This window comes from Bacillus massiliigorillae, assembly GCF_000380245.2.
GTDB lineage: Bacteria > Bacillota > Bacilli > Bacillales > DSM-1321 > Bacillus_AD > Bacillus_AD massiliigorillae.
The window spans coordinates 71,618-92,297 of record NZ_HG428748.1 but is presented as its reverse complement, the minus strand read 5'-3'; the positions used below and the strand labels follow the sequence as shown (position 1 = coordinate 92,297).

General features: G+C 37.0%; 21 protein-coding genes, 2 tRNA genes and 1 rRNA gene. 15 read left to right on the top strand and 9 right to left on the bottom strand.

Annotation, left to right across the window (positions count from 1 at the left end; genetic code table 11):
* Positions 1–20 precede the first annotated feature (20 nt).
* From rrf to tsaD, 7 genes are all read left to right on the top strand, one after another.
* Positions 21–136: ribosomal RNA gene (gene rrf, locus TX86_RS24845) — 5S ribosomal RNA — on the top strand.
* A gap of 11 nt (positions 137–147) precedes the next feature.
* Positions 148–224: transfer RNA gene (locus tag TX86_RS24840), tRNA-Met, on the top strand.
* A 3-nt stretch (positions 225–227) separates the two neighbouring features.
* A tRNA-Asp gene (locus TX86_RS24835) sits at positions 228–303 on the top strand.
* 214 nt (positions 304–517) lie between these two features.
* On the top strand, positions 518–973 hold the full coding sequence (gene tsaE, locus TX86_RS24830) for a tRNA (adenosine(37)-N6)-threonylcarbamoyltransferase complex ATPase subunit type 1 TsaE (protein ID WP_042353110.1): 456 nt from the start codon (positions 518–520) through the stop codon (positions 971–973).
* A complete protein-coding gene (tsaB, locus tag TX86_RS24825) occupies positions 970–1,674 on the top strand; it encodes a tRNA (adenosine(37)-N6)-threonylcarbamoyltransferase complex dimerization subunit type 1 TsaB (RefSeq protein ID WP_042353109.1) in 705 nt (234 codons plus the stop codon). Before tsaE ends, tsaB begins: the two co-directional genes overlap by 4 nt.
* A gap of 15 nt (positions 1,675–1,689) precedes the next feature.
* Positions 1,690–2,142: a ribosomal protein S18-alanine N-acetyltransferase gene (gene rimI / locus TX86_RS24820; RefSeq protein WP_042353108.1), complete on the top strand. Its 453-nt coding sequence runs from the start codon at positions 1,690–1,692 to the stop codon at positions 2,140–2,142.
* Complete coding sequence (gene tsaD, locus TX86_RS24815; protein ID WP_230203719.1) at positions 2,139–3,152, top strand: tRNA (adenosine(37)-N6)-threonylcarbamoyltransferase complex transferase subunit TsaD; 1,014 nt, start codon at positions 2,139–2,141, stop codon at positions 3,150–3,152. Before rimI ends, tsaD begins: the two co-directional genes overlap by 4 nt.
* Before the next feature lie 535 nt (positions 3,153–3,687).
* Here the strand turns inward: tsaD and TX86_RS24810 are convergent.
* Positions 3,688–5,619, bottom strand: coding sequence for an ABC-F family ATP-binding cassette domain-containing protein (locus TX86_RS24810; protein ID WP_042353106.1), 1,932 nt, complete (start codon positions 5,617–5,619; stop codon positions 3,688–3,690).
* Between the two features lie 148 nt (positions 5,620–5,767).
* On the opposite strand from TX86_RS24810, the gene TX86_RS24805 reads away from it, so the two are divergent.
* Positions 5,768–6,280 (top strand): cyclic pyranopterin monophosphate synthase MoaC, encoded by a 513-nt coding sequence (locus tag TX86_RS24805; protein WP_042353105.1) that lies wholly within the window; start codon positions 5,768–5,770, stop codon positions 6,278–6,280.
* 12 nt (positions 6,281–6,292) lie between these two features.
* Positions 6,293–6,964 (top strand): redox-sensing transcriptional repressor Rex, encoded by a 672-nt coding sequence (locus TX86_RS24800; protein ID WP_042353104.1) that lies wholly within the window; start codon positions 6,293–6,295, stop codon positions 6,962–6,964.
* 81 nt (positions 6,965–7,045) lie between these two features.
* Here the strand turns inward: TX86_RS24800 and TX86_RS24795 are convergent, their stop codons facing one another.
* Both TX86_RS24795 and TX86_RS24790 read right to left on the bottom strand, forming a co-directional pair.
* Positions 7,046–7,252: a YdiK family protein gene (locus TX86_RS24795; RefSeq protein ID WP_042353103.1), complete on the bottom strand. Its 207-nt coding sequence runs from the start codon at positions 7,250–7,252 to the stop codon at positions 7,046–7,048.
* The gene (locus TX86_RS24790) at positions 7,249–7,992 is read right to left on the bottom strand and encodes a CPBP family intramembrane glutamic endopeptidase (RefSeq protein ID WP_042353101.1); all 744 of its coding nucleotides are present in this window, start codon (positions 7,990–7,992) and stop codon (positions 7,249–7,251) included. The genes TX86_RS24795 and TX86_RS24790 overlap by 4 nt, the downstream gene beginning before the upstream one ends.
* A 330-nt stretch (positions 7,993–8,322) precedes the next feature.
* Here TX86_RS24790 and groES point away from each other — a divergent pair, with 330 nt between their 5' ends.
* Complete coding sequence (groES, locus tag TX86_RS24785; protein WP_042353100.1) at positions 8,323–8,607, top strand: co-chaperone GroES; 285 nt, start codon at positions 8,323–8,325, stop codon at positions 8,605–8,607.
* Between the two features lie 54 nt (positions 8,608–8,661).
* Positions 8,662–10,293, top strand: coding sequence for a chaperonin GroEL (groL, locus tag TX86_RS24780; protein ID WP_042353099.1), 1,632 nt, complete (start codon positions 8,662–8,664; stop codon positions 10,291–10,293).
* 84 nt (positions 10,294–10,377) lie between these two features.
* Here groL and TX86_RS24775 read toward each other — a convergent pair whose 3' ends face one another.
* The 6 genes from TX86_RS24775 to TX86_RS26925 form a co-directional block, all read right to left on the bottom strand.
* Positions 10,378–11,586 (bottom strand): site-specific integrase, encoded by a 1,209-nt coding sequence (locus TX86_RS24775; RefSeq protein WP_042353098.1) that lies wholly within the window; start codon positions 11,584–11,586, stop codon positions 10,378–10,380.
* A 130-nt stretch (positions 11,587–11,716) separates the two neighbouring features.
* On the bottom strand, positions 11,717–11,950 hold the full coding sequence (locus tag TX86_RS24770; RefSeq protein WP_042353097.1) for a helix-turn-helix domain-containing protein: 234 nt from the start codon (positions 11,948–11,950) through the stop codon (positions 11,717–11,719).
* A 238-nt stretch (positions 11,951–12,188) separates the two neighbouring features.
* On the bottom strand, positions 12,189–13,655 hold the full coding sequence (locus TX86_RS24765; RefSeq protein WP_042353096.1) for a recombinase family protein: 1,467 nt from the start codon (positions 13,653–13,655) through the stop codon (positions 12,189–12,191).
* A complete protein-coding gene (locus TX86_RS24760) occupies positions 13,652–15,058 on the bottom strand; it encodes a recombinase family protein (RefSeq protein WP_042353094.1) in 1,407 nt (468 codons plus the stop codon). Before TX86_RS24760 ends, TX86_RS24765 begins: the two co-directional genes overlap by 4 nt.
* A gap of 9 nt (positions 15,059–15,067) precedes the next feature.
* On the bottom strand, positions 15,068–15,229 hold the full coding sequence (locus tag TX86_RS26930; RefSeq protein ID WP_195892950.1) for a hypothetical protein: 162 nt from the start codon (positions 15,227–15,229) through the stop codon (positions 15,068–15,070).
* A 49-nt stretch (positions 15,230–15,278) separates the two neighbouring features.
* Positions 15,279–15,428, bottom strand: coding sequence for a hypothetical protein (locus TX86_RS26925; protein ID WP_154663226.1), 150 nt, complete (start codon positions 15,426–15,428; stop codon positions 15,279–15,281).
* 1,059 nt (positions 15,429–16,487) lie between these two features.
* Here TX86_RS26925 and TX86_RS24755 point away from each other — a divergent pair.
* The 4 genes from TX86_RS24755 to TX86_RS26515 all read left to right on the top strand — a co-directional run bounded on the left by TX86_RS24755 (position 16,488) and on the right by TX86_RS26515 (position 20,655).
* Complete coding sequence (locus TX86_RS24755; RefSeq protein WP_052343905.1) at positions 16,488–17,066, top strand: DUF4352 domain-containing protein; 579 nt, start codon at positions 16,488–16,490, stop codon at positions 17,064–17,066.
* A gap of 135 nt (positions 17,067–17,201) precedes the next feature.
* The gene (locus tag TX86_RS24750) at positions 17,202–17,798 is read left to right on the top strand and encodes a helix-turn-helix domain-containing protein (protein ID WP_042353093.1); all 597 of its coding nucleotides are present in this window, start codon (positions 17,202–17,204) and stop codon (positions 17,796–17,798) included.
* A gap of 33 nt (positions 17,799–17,831) precedes the next feature.
* Positions 17,832–19,352, top strand: coding sequence for a class I SAM-dependent DNA methyltransferase (locus TX86_RS24745; protein ID WP_042353092.1), 1,521 nt, complete (start codon positions 17,832–17,834; stop codon positions 19,350–19,352).
* The gene (locus TX86_RS26515; protein ID WP_081707836.1) at positions 19,342–20,655 is read left to right on the top strand and encodes a restriction endonuclease subunit S; all 1,314 of its coding nucleotides are present in this window, start codon (positions 19,342–19,344) and stop codon (positions 20,653–20,655) included. Before TX86_RS24745 ends, TX86_RS26515 begins: the two co-directional genes overlap by 11 nt.
* Positions 20,656–20,680: the final 25 nt, after the last annotated feature.

Below are 20,680 nucleotides of genomic sequence, written 5' to 3'. Positions count from 1 at the left end.
GAATGAAAATTCTTCATATGTCTGGTAATGATGGCGAAGAGGCCACACCCGTTCCCATTCCGAACACGGAAGTTAAGCTCTTCAGCGCCGATGGTAGTTGGGGGTTTCCCCCTGTGAGAGTAGGACGTTGCCAGGCATTTATATTATCGCGGGGTGGAGCAGTTCGGTAGCTCGTCGGGCTCATAACCCGAAGGTCGCAGGTTCAAATCCTGTCCCCGCAACCAAATGGTCCCGTGGTGTAGCGGTTAACATGCCTGCCTGTCACGCAGGAGATCGCGGGTTCGATTCCCGTCGGGACCGCCATATCATTTCAGGTAACGGAACATTATGTTCTGTTTTTTTATTTGTCTAAAAGACAGAATAGTATAGATTTACGTGCTGGATTTGTTTAATCCTCAAAAAAAAGGTACACTACATATTAAGAAGGTCCTTAGGAATAATGCTTCCTAAGGTTTTTTTGTAGTAAAGTTTATTATACGAAGTTGATTATTTAGATAAAATATATAAGGTGAGACATATGAATAAATATGAAGTTCTAACACATCATGCAGATGAAACGTCTGCAATTGCTTTTAAGCTAGGAGAATTAGTATCTAAAGGTTCTGTCATTACGTTAGAGGGCGATCTGGGTGCTGGTAAGACAACATTTACAAAAGGATTGGCAAAGGGTTTAGGCGTAACAAAGAACGTTAATAGCCCAACATTTACGATTATTAAAGAATATAAAGGACGACTGCCTTTATATCATATGGATGTATATCGCATTGAAGATGAGTTTGAGGATTTAGGATTTCACGAGTATTTTGAAGGAGAAGGCGTGACAGTAGTCGAGTGGGCTCATCTCATTCAAGATCAGCTTCCTAAAGAGCTATTAAGTATTCAAATATTCTATACTGGTGAGGATGAAAGGAAGATTGTCTTTAATCCAGTAGGAGAAAAGTATGTTGAATTATGTAAGGAGATTATTTCATGAAAATACTAGCCATTGATACATCAAATTATGCACTTGGGGTCGCATTACTCGATGGTGATCAAGTAGTTGGTGAGTACATATCGAATTTAAAGAAAAATCATTCCGTTCGAGCAATGCCAGCGATAGAAAGATTAATGAATGATTGTGATATGAAGCCTGCTGATCTTGATAAAATTGTGGTTGCAAAAGGTCCAGGATCTTACACAGGAGTTCGTATTGGGGTTACCATTGCAAAAACGCTTGCGTGGACATTGAATATTCCTATTAGTGGCGTATCAAGTTTAGAAGTTTTAGCAGCTAACGGTAAATTTTTTCAAGGGTATATATCACCGTTGTTTGATGGGCGAAGAGGACAAATCTATACAGGATTATATGAGGGACAAAATGGACAAATAAAATCTGTTAAGAAAGACACAATTGTTCAGAGTAGTGATTGGGCTAAGGAACTGCTTGCTTTGGAACAAAATATTATGTTTATTGGTAATGACACGCCTATACATCGAGAGACATTACAATCTGTTTTAGGAGAGCGTGCTGTATTTGCAGATGTAGCTCAATTAAATCCAAGACCGAGTGAATTGGCTTTAATCGGAAAAGATTTGCCAGCAGAGAATGTTCATGAGTTTGTTCCGAATTATATACGCCTTGCTGAAGCAGAAGCGAATTGGATTGAACAACAGAAAAAGAACTCGGACCAATAAAGGGATGGAATGAATATGAGTCAAACACTTTCTTTTCGTTATATGGAAGAAAAGGATTTAGATGAAATTGTTGAATTAGAGCATAAATGTTTTACTGTGCCTTGGAGTAGAGATGCTTTCTTTAATGAACTTTATCAAAATCAATATGCTACGTATTTTATACTAGAAGAAGAAGGTAAGATTATCGGTTATTGTGGTGCTTGGTTAGTTATTGACGAGGCACATATTACAAATATAGCGATTTTACCTGAATTTCGTGGAAGAGGTTTAGGAGAAGCATTATTGCAAAAGATGATTGATAAATGTAGAGAAGATCATATTGAAAGAATGACCTTGGAAGTACGAGCAAGTAATACTGTTGCACAATCACTTTATAAAAAGCTAGGTTTCCAAGATGGTGCAATACGAAAAAAATATTATAGTGACAATCAAGAGGATGCGATTGTAATGTGGGTGAATATAGAGTGAAAGATACAATTATTTTAGGAATTGAGACAAGTTGTGATGAAACAGCAGTGGCGATTGTAAAGAATGGAACGGAAATTATAGCTAATGTTGTTGCATCTCAAATTGAAAGTCATAAGCGCTTTGGTGGTGTTGTGCCAGAGATTGCTTCTCGTCATCATGTAGAGTCAATGACAATTGTTTTAGAAGAAGCGTTACAACAAGCAAATCTCAGCTATGAAGATATTGATGCCATTGCAGTGACTGAAGGACCTGGACTAGTAGGAGCTTTACTTATTGGAGTAAATGCGGCTAAAGCTGTGGCTTTTGCACATAATATACCACTAGTAGGTGTACACCATATTGCAGGGCATATTTATGCGAATCGATTAGTAGAAGAAATGAAGTTCCCTTTACTTTCGTTAGTTGTTTCAGGGGGGCATACAGAGCTTGTTTATATGGAAGAGCATGGTTCCTTTAAAGTGCTTGGGGAAACGCGTGATGATGCCGCTGGAGAAGCTTATGACAAGGTTGCTAGAACGTTAAACTTACCTTATCCTGGTGGCCCACATATTGATCGTTTGGCGCATGAGGGTAATCCAACGATTAAATTACCTAGAGCTTGGCTAGAAGAAGGCTCGTATGATTTTAGTTTTAGTGGTTTAAAGTCAGCTGTAATTAATACAGTTCATAACGCAGAACAGCGTGGTGAGCATATTGAACCTGCTGATTTAGCTGCGAGCTTCCAAAGTAGCGTTATTGATGTTCTTGTAACTAAAGCAGTGAAAGCTGCGAAAGAATTACAGGTGAAACAAGTGCTTCTAGCTGGAGGAGTAGCAGCTAATAAAGGACTGCGTGCAACATTACAAACAGAGTTTGCAGCATTGCCTGAAATTGACTTAGTTATTCCACCATTATCGTTATGCACTGATAATGCGGCTATGATTGCCGCTGTTGGAACAATTGCTTTTGAACAAGGAAAAGTTTCTGGGTATGATTTAAATGCAAACCCAGGCTTGGATTTGGAGGCATAGTATAGATTTTGAAAAGGAGGCTACCTACAAGTGATTAGCAATCACTTGTAGGTAGCCTTTTTAGTTTTTATCAAGCAGTTAAAAATATAACGAAAAGAAAACGTTTGTATTGAAATAGAAAAAATAGTACCATGAAATACTATTCTATGATATTATTTATCTTTCGCCTTAATATTTATCAACAATTAGCAGAGAGAAGAATATAGATATCCCCAACATTCATTTTTTATCCCCTTTTTTGTCCACATTAAAAATAGGAAGAAAACAACCTTTCAACAGGTTTTTCCACAGTATCCACAACGAAACATTAACTTATCCACAAAAAATAACTTATTCACATACTAAATGGGAGCGTTTTCACACTTATCCACAGAATTCTGAAAAGATTTTCAAATCTAAATGATGTGTTAGTTGAACTTGTGGAAAACAACAAATTACGTAATAAATACGATTGTATTGTGGATGAAAAAACAAAGTGACATAAGAAAAAAAGAGATTATCCATAATTGTAGGATAATCTCTTGCTTGATTTTAATTATGAATCTTGTTCACTTTCTAAGTCTGCCCATTCTTCCATCAACTGCTCCATTTCAGCATTGGCTTCATCAACAATTTTATTGATTTCCAATACTTTTTCATGATTCTGATAGATGTCTGGATCACAAAGTTGTTCATTTTGAACAGTGATAATTGCTTCTAATTCTTCAATTCGCTTTTCAATTTCTTCTAAGCGCCTTTTAATTTGCCTTTGGCGTTTTTTTGTTTCTTTATCCACTTGATAAGAAACTTTTTCCTCGACTTTAGTAACCGTGCTAGTAGTAGTAGCTTGTTCTAATGCTTCTAGTTCTGCTTGCTCTTGTTTCTTTTGAACGTAATAGTCATAGTCACCTAAGAACTCTTGACTTTCATCTGCCGAAAGCTGAACTACCTTAGAGGCAATTCGATTAATGAAATAACGGTCATGAGATACGAAAAGAAGTGTTCCAGGGAACTCCACTAATGCATTTTCTAGTACAATCTTACTGTCTAAATCTAGATGGTTGGTAGGCTCATCTAGTATTAAGAAGTTGGCACCTTGCATCATTAACTTGGCTAATGCTAGACGAGCTTTTTCTCCACCACTTAATGTAGATACAGGCTTTAACACATCATCACCAGAGAATAAGAAATTGCCAAGTACTGTTCGAATATCCTTTTCATTTGTTAATGGATACTCATCCCATAATTCGTTTAGAACGCGCTTATTTGAAGTTAGGTTAGCTTGTTCCTGGTCATAGTATCCAATAACTACATTTGAACCAAATGAAATGGAGCCATGTAGCTTAGGAAGACGATCGATGATGGTTTTCAGTAAGGTTGTCTTTCCAACACCATTAGGACCTACTAGGGCGATGCTATCACCTTTCGTTATGGCAATGTTAATATGTTGCGCAATTGGTTGTTCATTAAAACCAATGGATACATCGGACAATGTTGCAACGATATGCCCTGTTTGCTTTTCCATTCTAAAAGTGAATGAAGCAGATTTTTCATCGCCAAGCGGCTTATCCATTACTTGCATGCGGTCCAGTTGTTTTCTGCGACTTTGAGCACGTTTGGTAGTAGTGGCTCTTGCGATATTTTTTTGAATAAAATCATTTAATTTAGCGATTTCATCTTGTTGCTTTTCGAATAGCTTCATTTCTCGTTCGTAGTCTTCTGCTTTGCGCTCGAGATAATAGCTGTAATTACCATGATATTTCTTAATGGTGGTACGAGATAATTCATAAATGATGGATACGACCTTATCCATAAAGTATCGGTCATGGGAAACAATTAAAACAGCACCCTTATAATTCTGTAAGTATTGTTCCAACCATGTTAACGTTTCAATATCTAAATGGTTGGTAGGTTCGTCTAGAATTAAAAGTTGTGGTTGAGATAATAGTAGTTTCCCAAGTGCTAATCTTGTTCGCTGTCCACCACTAAGGGTCGATACAGGTGTGTCATAATCGAATTGTCCGAATTGAAGGCCGTGGAGAACGGAACGAATATCTGCCTCATACTGATAACCTCCACTTTCTTTAAAACGAATTTGTAGCTCATCATATTCTTTAACGATTTTTTGATACAGCTCGTCATTGTTATAGGTTTCTGGTAGTGTCATTCGCTGTTCAAGATTTCGTATTTGATTTTCAAGCTGAATTAAAGGAGTGAATACAGTAAGCATTTCATCCCAAATAGAGCGCTCAGAGTCTACTATAGTATTTTGTGCAAGGTAACCCATTGTTAGCTCTTTCGGTTTTATAATTTCACCGTCATCATGTGACATTTGATCAGCTATGATTTTTAATAGAGTAGATTTGCCTGCCCCATTTCGCCCAACAAGACCAATTCGATCTCTATGTTGCACTTCAAGCTTTATATCAGAAAGGATTTTTTCAGCTCCAAAGTACTTCGATAGTTTATTAACTTGTAAAACAATCATTATTTTCACCTCAGTTGTCTTAAGTGTAGTGTATACGAAATGGGGGTGTTGGAGCAATTATATGTCAATTTCTTTTGTGAAAAAGGATACAAACTTTGACACAAAAATCTAAAAATAGTGTATCATCAGAAGAGTAAGGGGGGATTATATGGGCGTGTTTACCCATCTTCACAAAGAGGGTAGAGACATATTGATAGATGTCAGCTATAGGCAAGGAATTGTTCAAACCGCTACTGCTTTATGTAGTATAAAGGTAAACAAAGACATTTATGATCAAATTGTCTCTTCACGTAATAAACAAGGGAATATTTTTTCAGTTGCTAAGGCAGCAGGAGTGATGGCTTGTAAAAATACTTCATCTAAGATTCCGATGTACCATTTGAATCCAAAACATAGTGTGAACGTCTTCTTTAAATGGGATTTACGAGATGACAGCTATGTTATTCATTGTACAGCTACAGTGATGGGTAAAGATTCGCAAAGGGTAGAGCTGGAAGCGTTAACAGCGGTATCAACTGTTGCTTTAACCGTTTATAATCATTTAAAAACGGTAGATAAAGGTATATTTATTGGGTCTACCATGTTGTTAAATGCAACAGGTGGATCATCAAGCCCTGATAATTATAGACAAATTGATCAGTATTGTAGCAAAATAAAGTAGGGGGAATAAATTATGCCACAAGACACATTAAAGATTCCGCAAGCAACAGCTAAAAGATTGCCTTTGTATTATCGTTTCTTAAAGAATCTACATTCATCGGGAAAACAAAGAGTATCATCAGCAGAACTAAGTGAAGCGGTAAAGGTTGATTCCGCTACTATTCGTCGTGATTTTTCTTATTTTGGAGCACTAGGTAAAAAGGGTTATGGGTATAATGTCAATTATTTATTATCATTTTTCAGAAAAACACTTGATCAAGACGAATTAACAAAGGTTGCCATTATTGGGGTAGGTAATCTTGGAACGGCTTTTCTTCACTATAATTTTTTAAAAAACAATAATACAAAAATTGAAATGGCTTTTGATGTAGATGCAGATAAAGTAGGCACACGAATTGGCGATGTTCCTATCTACCATATGGATGATATGGAGGAACTACTGAGAAAAGAAGGTGTAGCAGTTACGATTCTTACAGTACCAGCGCCAGTTGCACAACCTATTACAGACCGACTTGTAAGCGCAGATGTAAAAGGTATCTTAAACTTTACACCTGCTCGTTTAAACGTGCCGGCTTCTATTCGCGTTCATCATATTGATTTAGCTGTCGAGCTGCAATCATTGGTGTATTTCTTGAAACATTATCCGATGCAAGAGACGCTTGTTGAAGAGCCAATAACAGAATAATAAACAAAGGGGCGTGCGAAAAGTGATAGAAAATCACTTTTCGCACGCCCCTTTACGCTTTTTTAGCCCTCCGAAGAAGGGTTATTTTTTCTTCTGCATTCTTTTCAATCGTAAATGAAGCGTGATTAACCGGATGCCAGAACCAATGTCAATTGTAGCTAGAAATACGATTAAGAAAGAAAATAAATTCCATCCATCTTTTGATACATAATTTATGGCTAGTGCTGTAAAAATGATGCCTAGAATGATATAAATTATGCCCGATACTAAAGGTGACTGACGTCTCATAAGAATCCTCCAATAATGCTTTGCAATTGTTCCATATCTTTTAACATGCTATCTATATCTTCTCTATAGCTAATCTGTGTGACAACTACTGTCGTATTCATTGCTACATGAGCAAAAATGGGAACGAGAATACGGTTCGTTTTTACATATAAGAAGGCAAATGTGAAGCCCATAGCTGTATACAAAATGATATGTTCAAATTCAAAATGAGCAAGTCCAAAGATCAATGAACTAATGAAAGCTGAGATGACAAAGTTATATTTTTTGTAAAATGTGCCAAAGATGATTTTTCTAAATACGAGTTCTTCAAGAATAGGGCCTACGATTGCTGTCACTATTGCAAAGAGCGGAATGCTCTCAATGACATCCACTAAGAAGTGCGTATTTTCCGAGCCTGATCCAATGCCAATCATGCTTTCAATCAAAATAGCAAAAGATTGAGCGAAGAATGCTAAGAAGACACCAAGTATTGCCCAAAGTATAGAAGTACTTATACTTTCTTGCTTGCGATCTCGTAATAAACTAGTTGTAGAGCGAAAATCTTTTCTTAAAACGAATAGTGCAATTATTAAAGTAATGATAAAGCTAAAAATTGACCAGTATGCAAATGATGCAATTTCAATTTGAGTGCTTGAAATATGCATCTGTTTTGCGAAAAATGCAAAAAGCGGCATGCCTATAATCCCAGAGAATTGCATGATGAGATAGGCAAGAATGACAATTATATATTCTTTTTTCACGCTGTATACTCCTTTTAATGTAGCATGTGTTTATTGTACTTCTTTTTAGTAATTTCTTTCAAACGATTATCGTTAGTTCTACTATAGAATTCATATTTTCTTTTTATGAACTACTCGTGTTATAAAAATTGTTTGATAGTAGCATACTGTAGAAAGTTTGCGATTTATGTAGTTTTTTGTATGGATATGTTGAAAAAGAGGGGAAAGATTTCAAATGAAATACTTGAAATATATTGAGAATTTATTTATTATATAACTTGTGTTAGCACTCTATATGAATGAGTGCTAATAAAGAATAATTAGGAAATGTAATTGAGGAGGGTGTTTTTCTTGTTAAAACCATTAGGTGATCGCGTAATTATTGAACTAGTTCAATCAGAAGAGAAAACTGCAAGCGGTATCGTACTACCAGATTCTGCAAAGGAAAAGCCTCAAGAAGGTAAAATTGTAGCCGTAGGTGCAGGTAATGTATATGATAACGGTGAGCGTGTAGCTCTAGAGGTTGCTGTTGGCGATCGTATCATCTTCTCAAAATATGCTGGTACTGAAGTGAAATACGAAGGTACTGAATACTTAATTTTACGTGAATCTGACATCTTAGCGGTAATTGGCTAATACTATACTTACTTTTTTTATAAAACGTTAATATTCTAGGGAGGTAATGGAAACATGGCAAAAGACATTAAGTTCAGTGAAGAAGCTCGTCGTTCGATGCTTCGTGGTGTAGATGCTCTTGCAAATGCAGTAAAAGTTACTCTTGGACCAAAAGGACGCAACGTGGTTCTAGAAAAGAAATTTGGTTCACCACTTATTACTAATGATGGTGTAACAATTGCTAAAGAAATCGAACTAGAAGATGCATTCGAAAACATGGGTGCTAAACTAGTTGCTGAAGTAGCAAGCAAAACAAATGATATCGCTGGTGACGGTACAACTACTGCAACAGTTCTTGCTCAAGCGATGATTCGCGAAGGCTTAAAGAACGTTACAGCTGGTGCTAACCCAATGGGTATTCGCAAAGGTATCGAGAAAGCAGTTAAATTAGCTGTAGAAGAATTACAAGCAATTTCTAAACCAATCGAAAATAAAGAGTCTATCGCTCAAGTAGCAGCTATTTCTGCAGCTGATTCTGAAGTTGGACAACTTATTTCAGAGGCTATGGAACGTGTTGGTAACGACGGTGTTATCACAATTGAAGAATCTAAAGGTTTCACAACTGAATTAGACGTTGTAGAAGGTATGCAATTCGACCGTGGATATGCATCTGCATACATGGTAACTGATTCAGATAAAATGGAAGCAGTTCTTGACAATCCATTCATCTTAATCACTGATAAGAAAATCGGTAGCATTCAAGAAATCCTACCAGTTCTTGAGCAAGTTGTTCAACAAAGCAAACCATTATTAATCGTTGCTGAAGATGTTGAAGGTGAAGCTCTTGCAACTCTAGTAGTGAACAAATTACGTGGAACATTCAATGCAGTAGCTGTTAAAGCTCCTGGATTTGGTGACCGTCGTAAAGCAATGCTAGAAGATATAGCTGCATTAACTGGTGGTGAAGTGATTACTGAAGAATTAGGTCGTGACCTTAAATCAGCTGGTCTTGAATCACTAGGACGCGCAGCTAAAATCGTTGTAACAAAAGAAAACACTGTAATCGTTGAAGGTGCTGGAGATAAAACAAATATCGACGCTCGTATCAACCAAATCCGTGTTCAACTTGAAGAAACTACTTCAGAATTCGATCGTGAAAAACTTCAAGAACGTCTTGCTAAATTAGCTGGTGGTGTTGCAGTAATCAAAGTTGGTGCTGCTACTGAAACTGAGCTTAAAGAACGCAAATTACGTATTGAAGATGCTCTTAACTCAACTCGTGCAGCAGTTGAAGAAGGTATCGTATCAGGTGGTGGTACTGCACTTCTTAACGTATACAACAAAGTAGCTGAAATCGTTGCTGAAGGTGACGAAGCTACTGGTGTAAACATTGTACTACGTGCAATGGAAGAGCCTGTACGTCAAATCGCTCACAACGCTGGTTTAGAAGGTTCTGTAATCGTAGAACGCTTAAAGCGCGAAGAAGTAGGAACAGGCTTCAACGCAGCAAACGGCGAGTGGGTTAACATGATCGAAGCTGGTATCGTAGATCCAACTAAAGTAACTCGTTACGCACTACAAAACGCAGCTTCTGTTGCGGCTATGTTCTTAACTACTGAAGCAGTAGTTGCTGACAAGCCACAAGAAGGCGGCGCACCAATGATGCCTGATATGGGCGGCATGGGTGGAATGGGCGGCATGATGTAATCTGCCCCCGAAACCCTTGATTTATAAGGATTTTGAATAAGGGATAAGAGCAATGCTAACATTTTGTTAACATTTCTCGCCCGATTAGAGGCTTCTCATTAATTGAGCAAATTTATGAGAAGCCTCTTTTTTCATTTCTTTTGTTACGTGCAGATAAACATTTTTCGTTGTTTCATCATCGCAGTGTCCTAATCGGTCCATTATTTCTTCTAATCCTACTCTCGCTTCTGCAAGCAATGATGTGTGCGTATGGCGTAAAGAGTGAGGAGTAAGCTCTGTGTTTAGTCTTGCTAATTTCAGTAATCGAGCCATTCGGTTTTCGATGGTCTTAATGAAAATAGGGTAGCCAGGATGTCTGTCATTCTTGGCGAAAATAAATCCTTCATCAAAATAAGCATCACCTAATCGTTCCTTAACCTTTCTTTGTAATTCCATATGCTCATTAAGAGCTACAATAACATCTTCAGCAACGACTATGGTTCGCTTAGATCTTCTAGTCTTAGGTGGTACTAGTTGGTATTCCAGCGTGTTATTAGTCGGATTATAGTATGTTTTCGTAATGCTGATTGTCTGTTCTTCAAAGTCAATGTCTTTCCACTTAAGTGCTACTAATTCACCAACTCGCATGCCTGTGTAGGAAAGAGTAAGGAAGATTAAGTAATCCAAATCTAATCCTTTTTGAGCGGATGTTTGTAATAGTAAAGCTAGCTCTTCTTTTTCCATATATTTCGGGATTTCTTGTTCCTCTAATTCCTCAATGGTTTTTCGATCTTTCTTTAGATAGGCGAACTCTGTTGGATCGTTTTTAATGATTCTCATTTCAATGGCCTTCTTGAAAATCATTCTTCCGGTACGATGTACACCATCCAATGTATTATCCGCGTAACCTTTTTCTTTTAAATCATTTAAAGCATCTTGATATCGTTTCGCTGTGATGTCTTTTAGCTTTAAAAGAGAGAAGTAGGGCAATAATTTATTGATTTCGTGCTGTCTGATACGAATGGTACCCGGTTTTACGTTATTCTTCTCGCTATATATAAGAAGCCATTCGCTTGTAAAATCTTTGAAGACGACGTTCTGTTCCTGCACGTACATGCCTTGATTGATTTCATAAATAAGCTCTGTAGCAGCTGATTCAGCTTCTTGTTTTGTTCGAAATCCTCCTTTCGTCTTTTGTTTTCTCTTCCCAGTAGCGGGGTCTCGCCCGATATCAATTACGAAGCTCCAAGTTGAGCCACAACTGCATCGTTTCTTTTTGCATGTACAGCCTCTACGATGAAAATGTCCTTTCATTTCGTAAACCTCTTTTCTTTGGTGTAATGTTCCTACGATTATTTATTATTTCCACTGCACATGTAGCAGATACGTTTTCTTTATTTACTATGTAAGGATAAGAAGGAATTACTTTTCTTCTATTCTTAATCTACATTGCTTGAGTTTTTTTCTGTTTTTGATTGGCAATCCACATAGCTAAATCGGCTTTTTCTACTCGCTTAGAGGCGCCAATATCAAAGTTGGGAATGCCACCGTGTTCTACATGTTGCTTGAATAATTCATAGACTGTTTTTCTTGAGATTCCAAGAAACTGCGCGATGTGAGACGCTGTTAATGTATCGGGTAGAGATTCCCAAGTCGTATATTGTTTTGTTTGATTCATAAGTAAACCCCTCCAAAATTGCTTTTATGTTTATATTTCGGTTCTTTGTCTATACTGGTAATAGGTTTCGGCACTATATCCATATTGGTATACCATTACAGATGTAGTATCGAAAACATAATGGCTGAAAAGGCAGTGCTAGTGCCTTTTCAAATATTTGATATGTATGTAAAGAATGTCACCTAAGATGACACTCGATTTTTCATCCATTAAGGATTTAGGAATTTCGGTATTGCATCTATTCTTCCGCGAATAAATCTCGCAACACATCTGATGAAAAAGTGATTTTGGGTGCTGAAGAAGCCGATACAGTAATCGATTCAACGAAATATAAAATTAATAGTCGTAATTCTTGCGTGTGCATGCTTTCTTCAGAGACTAGTGTAAATCTTTCTAAGAAGGTACCATTTAATAATGATTCATGTATGGTTTCAAGCAATTGTTGTTTAGAATGCAATAATTCTCTTTCTTGAATGAGCTCTTCATTTTTATACATGATTAAATCGAGAAGTTTTTCATCGGAATTTGCTTTTGCTAGTGCTTCTTTAGTGAGAAGAAGGTTGAGCTTGTGTTCTACTTCTTCGATGCATTGGTCGAAAAACAGTTGATGTTGTTGAATGGATTGTTCCATCACCTTATGTTGTTCATTATCAGACAATAGTTGCTTGATATAACGAACCAATTTCTCGTAGACTGTACTGTGTAATTCTTCTGCAGGCCATTTGTAAGAACAGTGAGTGCAGATGTAATATTGATACTTGTATGACTTGCCACTTCGTTTTGTGGAAGCATTCTTACATACCAGTGTTTGTTGACAATTGCTACAGCATACTTTGTTTAAAAGTAAGAACGGTGTATTCATTCGCCCATAGGTTTCCTGCAGTTGATAGTTCATCTCTATCAATTCGATTAGAGTGGTAGGGACGATGGATGGGTGGGAAGAAGGGAACGTAAATGTTTCCGCTGCCTTTCCTTTCTTGATGTTCCACTGCAAAGTGCCTGTATATACTTTGTTTTTCAGAATGGATTCGATACTGCTGACAGCCCATTTTCCATTTGTGGCAGATGGTATATCAGCGTAATTCAAACATTCAGCAATATATTTCATAGAGTGGCCCCAACTATGCAAGTAATAGATAAACGATACGATTTCTGCTTGATTATTCGGTATTAATTCATTGTCCACTTGATTATAGCCAAAAGGTACCTTGGATCCTGGACGTCTTCGCTTTCCTTCTTCAGATTGCAAACGAGTTCGTAAGTCACCGATAGCACGTTCAGACTTAATGGTGGATTCTTGTTGATAAAGAAGGAATGCAATCTTGACTTGTTGGGCATCGGGAGACCAAACTTCAGTTGATTCTGTCGTATATATATTCAGTTTGCCAAAGTGTTGAAATAAAGGACGGTAAAAATCAAGGACAAAGGTATAACCAGTTCGATCCATGCGAGACTCTTCATTAAATACAACTGTGTTGATACCACTTTCCATCATGTGTTCTTTCAGTCTCATCAAAGCTTTCCGTTGGCTGGCTTTCTTACTATAAGCACTGGTCACATCTTCAATAATGATGAAGTCTTCCGGTATGGAAAGACCTTTATTCTTTGCAAAGTCTAGGATACGCGCCTTTTGTGTTTCAACGCTATGGTTTTGCTGTTGCTTGTATGACGATCGACGAATGTATGCAAAGGCTGGTTGGTTCATGAGAAAGCCTCCTGTTGTATGATTATTTCGGTATTGAAATCTCTAAGATAATCAAATTTGTTCACATCAATTTCTATCTTCTCTGCAAACAGTCGCACTTCATTGATAAGTAGACCTGTTAAAGCGCTGATATTCATTTCTGCCTGATTTTCTAAGGATTCTATAGTGAGTTGATATAGTTGCTGATTACCGATTAGCAATTTATGTTTTTCCCTTAGTTCTTCTTCCAAATACCTGTATACCTTATGAAGTTCTTGCATTGTTTTATACTGTTCGTTTTCTTCCCAGTTTTCGTTATAGGAATCATTTTCAGAGAAAAGGATCGCATCAGAAGCTTTTTGTATTTCCCTTTTGGTTTTATTGATTTCTTCCTTAAGTGTTTTCCGAATCTCTTTCATTTTTGCATTTGAATCAAAGATGAGCTTGTCTGCATCCAATTGATTTAACACTTGCTTGATTGTTTCTAGTACTACTGCATTGATTTCTTTCGTTTCATAATAGACCTTAATATGTCTAGACGAACATGACATAAAGGTGACAGAGCGATCAGCGGTAAGCTTTGGCTTTAATGTTTTATGACAATATCCGCACTTTGGTAGACTTGTATAAAGCGACTGAATGTTTGTTAGATGTGATTCATAAGCTTCTATAACAGGGACAAGTTGTTTTTGAATTTGCAGGAAGCTTTCTTTCGATAGAAAAGGGTCCACATGAGGAAGGTGAAATTCTCCTCCGTGCAAATCATACCCAGCATAGAAAGGATCAGTAGCCATTCGCAAAAGATCCTTATCCATTCGACCTTTCCCTAAAGATTGTCGGTACTTCTTTAGAAAAGAAATTAGAGATTTCAAGGAGTGAATCTCTTGAATTTCTTCGAAGAATTCCTCAATGATTTGCTTTGTTTCCATTACTTTTTGATATTTTTTATCATTTGTTTTCCTATATCCGTATTTCTTAGGCGGATACTTTCTCCGAGCTTCGTCCGTTCTTCTAGCAATGTTTTTTCCTTCAATATCACCGAACAAATTAAGAATACCTTCCATAAAGATGTCACCAGTGAATGGGATATGTCCGTTGCTTGTCGACGTGAAAATAATCTTCACTTCATGTTCGATGCAAGCTTGGCAGAAGTCTTGTGCCTCATAATAGTCACGAAATAACCGAGTGCGGTCATAAGCATATACTGTATCTACATTATCTGCTTCAATAAGTTCGAGAACCTCCATGATTTTGGGGCGTTGGTCTATTCGGAGCTTATTGGCTGATGTCGCATCTTCATCAATGATCAATATTTTGTCTTCATCACAAGCTTCTCTGAATGGACGATCAAATTCAATCTGTGTTTCCAAGTCTTGATTAGCACTGCTAACGCGACGAAAGAAGACATGATACTTATGATTCATATGTATGCCTCATTTCTGATTTGATTTAGATAGTTGATATACTGCTTTCGCTACCAAAGGAATAGGCAGATTCAGTTCTTCCAATAAAAGTCGGTTGATTAGATGTTCCATCCAAACTTGCGCCGCGTTATTGTCCTGCTGAACGGTTTGCAGTTTAATGACTTTACGCATTGATATCACCTCATCATGCATCATTGACATGGAAGTGATTGTTTTATACCTATGTACTGTTAATCGCAGGTTCATCGTCTTCGTCGAAAAGAGGTAAACATAATTGGGTGAATGCCTCATGTTCGCTACGTTTGATATATACCGTTACAGTTTTGATTTGCTGACCAGGGAATGAAGGATTAATTGACGGATTCTTCATCTTGTAGTATCCTTTCCTTCTCATAAGCTACAAAACTATGAAACAATAAGGGAGATAGTAATCCTTGTTTCACCAATTTGTTGGCTTTCTTCTTTAGTTGTGGGGAAGGTATTGCTCTCATACTACTACACCTTTATCTCTCATCTTCTTTAGCTTTTGCTCTGTAGCGTAGCGAATCTTCTTATCGTTTCTAGTAAGTACTGGCTTTCTATTCATCATAATTCTCCTTATCAAGTGTTTCGGCAATTCATCTGACTGCTAGATAACGAAAACCATTTCACGCTAAAATTTCAAGAGGTAAATACAGGTAAGTGTTACTTCGTATGTTATTTCAGTGAATATGGCTGGAGCCACATTCCTTCATAACACATAACTTCGGTATGCTGCGAGTTGCGGTTTAGATCACAAAACACCTACCCTAGCTCTACAAACATAAAGTTTATAGGCTAGAGGATAGATGTTACACAACTTCGTCCATGTGCTGAGTGCATATGTGAGTCACCACTGTTAAACACGATATTTCTATCAAAGCTAGCACTTTGTCATTCTACCCAACAAAGTATCACTAGCAATCTACGTGACCGTAATCACTAGAATCCCAACCCGACCGATTTCCACAAGAAGTTGTCGTCACTTCTCTAAGGCTCCCATACCGGACTTTATACAGTGGCAATATCCTTGACTGATGTATGGTACGCTGATTTTATAGCATCGGCTCAGCTAACCTCCTCTTATTTATCGTGACTTAAGGGCAAATCCCACGTTCAGATATTCTGTTTCTAGTTTCACTCGTGTCGGTACTAGCAACGACAGCGTTTTGACAGAGGGAGCAGCTCTGACCCTATAGGATTTCAATTTGTATAGGTAATAAAACCCTTTCATCGAAAAAGTGCAATAAATAGCTAAAGGAATTTTAGAATGATTATGAATTTAGTTATTTAAGTTAAGTTTTGTTATTTTTATTGACTCAGACAATAAAATGCATTAATATAAATTTATTGACTCAGACAATATATTGAACCGAGCATTGAGTTATAAAAATATAGGGGGATTTTAATTATGAAGAAATTTTTAAAAATCATTGCGATCATATTAGGGGGGTTCATTGTAATTGGCATTATAGGATCTATGGGAGATGATGAGTCATCTACAGATGAAAAAGCCTCTACAGAAGTAAAAGCCGATCAAAAGAAAGAAGCTAAAAAAGAAGAATCTAAGACGTATCAAGTAGGAGATATGGTTAATACAGGGAAATTGGCTTACAAGGTTACGAATGTAACAGCAACCAATGAAATAAAGTCGAATAATCAATTTATTGAGTCTGCAACTACTTCAGGGCAATTTGTTATCATTGATATTGAAGCAGTTAATAACGATAGTAAAGCGAGAATGGTGGACAGTAGTATGTTTAAAGTCGTGGATGATAAGAAGAGGGAATTCGATCCTTCTACTGATTCAGACGTTACAATGGCGCTTGAAGGATCAATGGATTTCTTCCTTCAAGACATTAATCCAGGTTTATCAAAGACAGGAAAAATGGTTTTTGAATTGCCGGCTGACTCTACAAGTTATTCACTGCAAGTTTCTAGCGGCTTTGGCTGGTCAGGCGGAGAGTATGAAAAAATTAAATTAAAATAATATTTTGGGAGAAAGAGTTTACATTCTTTCTCCTTTTTCAATAATTCGTGAGGCTCACCCCCTCATTGAAAAGCGTTTATAGAACGGGTAAAATAAACATGATTGACCAGGACAATAAAGAAACGGGGTGAGCGATTGAATGGTCTCGAATATATTCTTCATCTATTTAATATGCAGCATATTGAACTAGCTGATCAGCTTGGCATTAAGAAGCAGAATATTAATATGTGGATAAAAGGGAAACAGAATATACCAAAAAAGTATCTCCCTGTCCTTGAAGAATTGTTTAATATCCCAGCAAGTTATTTTCCAAAAGAGCTGACTGATCTCGACAAGTTGGAAATACAAAAAGAAAAGCTGAAGCAAGATCTGCAGCCTGTTGTTGAACGACATGAAACTAAGTTTACTTTAAATGAAGAAAATGAATACCTCGTTGATGTTCCTATTTACGATAAAGAAGAAATGAATGCAATCGAGAGGTCAATCGAAAAAGCAAAGCTTGTCGCCCGTTTTAAAGCTGCCATTGAAATTGTGGATGATCATCCTTATATGGATACATACGCATTAATTGTAGAATTACTGGAGAAAGCACAGCATGAAGCGATTCTAAAAAGGACGATAGAAGCACTAGGGCATTATTTGGAGGTGCTTCCAGCTGAAATTGATAGCGATGAATCACAGTCTGAGTTTGAAAGCGAGCTCTTTGAAGTTCTTGATGACTATAACTATTAAAATAAATAAGAAATGAATGTAGGAGGAAGTAACATGACAACAACCGCTAATGTGGGTTTTGAGGAAAAACTATGGAAAGCAGCCGATAAGCTGCGAGGAAGCATGGATTCAGGTGAATATAAACACGTTGTTTTAGGATTGATTTTCCTAAAATATATCTCAGATAAATTTGAAACAAAATACAACGAGTTGGTAGAAGAAGGCGAAGGGTTTGAAGAAGATAGAGATGAATATGATTGTGAGAATATATTCTGGGTTCCTGTGGAATCTCGTTGGGATTATGTGAAAGATCACGCTAAAGATGTGAAAATTGGGCAAATCATTGATGATGCAATGATCCTTATTGAAAAAGAGAATACAGATTTAAAAGGAGTATTAGATAAGCGCTATGCTCGCCCAGAACTAGATAAACGCCGACTAGGGGAACTAATTGACTTAATTTCTACGATTAAATTGCACAGCAACGGCGAGAAAGATCTACTTGGACGTGTGTATGAGTATTTCTTAGGTAAATTCGCAAGCGCCGAAGGAAAAGGCGGTGGGGAGTTCTATACACCAACAAGCGTTGTTAAAACATTAGTCGAACTAATTGAACCATATAAAGGACGTATTTATGACCCTGCATGTGGTAGTGGTGGAATGTTTATTCAAAGTGAAAAGTTCGTTACTGAACATCAAGGGAAAGTGGATGACCTTTCTATATATGGTCAAGAATTAAATTCTACTACTTGGAAGTTATGTCGTATGAATTTAGCGATTCGAGGATTAGCAGGGAAATTGGGAGATCATCATGCTGATACTTTTCATGATGATTTGCACCGTACGTTAAAAGCAGATTATATTTTAGCGAATCCTCCATTCAATATCAGTGACTGGGGTGGGAGCAGTTTAACCGACGATGTGCGTTGGAAATACGGCACGCCACCAGAAGGGAATGCCAATTATGCTTGGCTACAGCACATGGTGTATCATCTGGCACCAAACGGAGTAGCCGGCATCGTATTAGCAAACGGTTCATTAAGTACTAGTACTTCTAATGAAGGAGAAATTCGTAAGAATTTAATTAATGCTGATTTAGTGGACTGTATTGTGTCACTACCGGGAAGCCTGTTTTACTCTACATCCATTCCGGTATGTTTATGGATACTGAATAGAAATAAGAAACAGCATGGTTCATTCCGCAATAGGGAAAATGAAATCTTGTTCATTGATGGACGCAATCTAGGAATGATGGTCGACCGCCGCCATCGCGAGTTAAGCGATGAAGACATTACTAAAATTGCACAAGCATATCACAACTGGCGCAATGAAGATGGCAAGTATGAAGACGTTCAAGGTTTCTGCAAAGCAGCCAAGTTAGAAGAAGTGCTTGAACATGATTATGTGTTAACACCAGGACGTTATGTGGGAATTGAAGAAGAGAAAGATGATGGAGTTCCGTTCGAAGAGAAGATGGAAAGACTGACAAGTGAGATTGGAGAATTTTTCGTCGAATCACGTCGCCTAGAGGATGAAATAAGAAAGAACCTTGGGGGGATTGGATATGAAATATAAACAAACGAAAGTAGGAATAATTCCGGAAGAATGGGATATAGAGATAGTTGACAATATAAAATCATCTGATAAAAATGCTATCTCAATGGGGCCATTTGGATCTAAAATAAAAAAAGAAAATTTTGTAGACGCTGGTGTACCTGTTATTAGAGGGAATAATCTTAAGAGTTATCATTTTTCAGAAAGTGATTTTGTATATGTTACAGAAGAAAAAGCAGTTGAATTGAAGTCAAGCTGGGTTAAAAGAAAAGATCTTGTAATTACACACCGCGGAACTTTAGGACAAGTAGGGTATATTCCCGAAAACTCCAATTATGAAAAATATATTGTATCCCAAAGTGGCATGAAATTAACTTGTGATGAGGAGAAAGTGAATAGTAAATTCTTATATTATTATCTAAACTCGAGAATGGGTCAATATCACTTGTTAATGAATCAATCACAAGTAGGTGTACCCGCAATAGCTCAAGCATCAACATCATTAAAAAAAATTCCTGTGCCAATTCCTGTACTATCTGAACAAAGAGCCATAGCAAACATCCTTTCATCTCTTGATGAAAAAATTGAAGTCAATAATGCAATCAACAAAAAACTAGAAGAATTGGCGCAAGCGATTTTTAAACAATGGTTTGTCGATTTTGAGTTTCCGAATGAAGAAGGAAAACCGTATAAATCGAGCGGTGGAGCAATGGCTGAAAGTGAACTTGGGATGATACCTGAGGGGTGGGAAGTAAGTAGTTTAGATAAGATAGCAGGATTTTTAAATGGATTAGCTATGCAAAAATATAGACCTTCTGAAAATGAAGTTGGTATACCAGTTATGAAAATTAAGGAACTTCGCCAAGGTTTTACTGATAAGAATAGTGATATTTGCTCAGAGAATATAAGTAGTAATTACATTATTCAAGACGGAGATATTATTTTTTCGTGGTCTGGCAGCTTACTAGTTGATATTTGGTGTGGAGGAATATGTGGGTTAAATCAGCATTTATTTAAAGTAACATCTCAAAATTATGACAAATGGTTTTACTTCCAATGGACAAGACATCATTTAGATAACTTTATTAGAATTGCTGAGAGTAAGGCTACTACTATGGGACACATAAAAAGAAAAGATTTAGTCGACTCAAAGGTATTGGTACCTAATGAGGAAACATATGAAAAAGCTAACAAATTTATGAAACAACTGTTTGAGCAGAAGGTGAATCTAAAAAAACAATCCAAAAGATTAATAGAGTTAAGAGACACTCTCCTACCAAAACTAATGTCAGGAGAAATCCGTGTCCCTATAGAGAAAGAATAGTTTTCACTGCAAAAAGGGGGAAGTC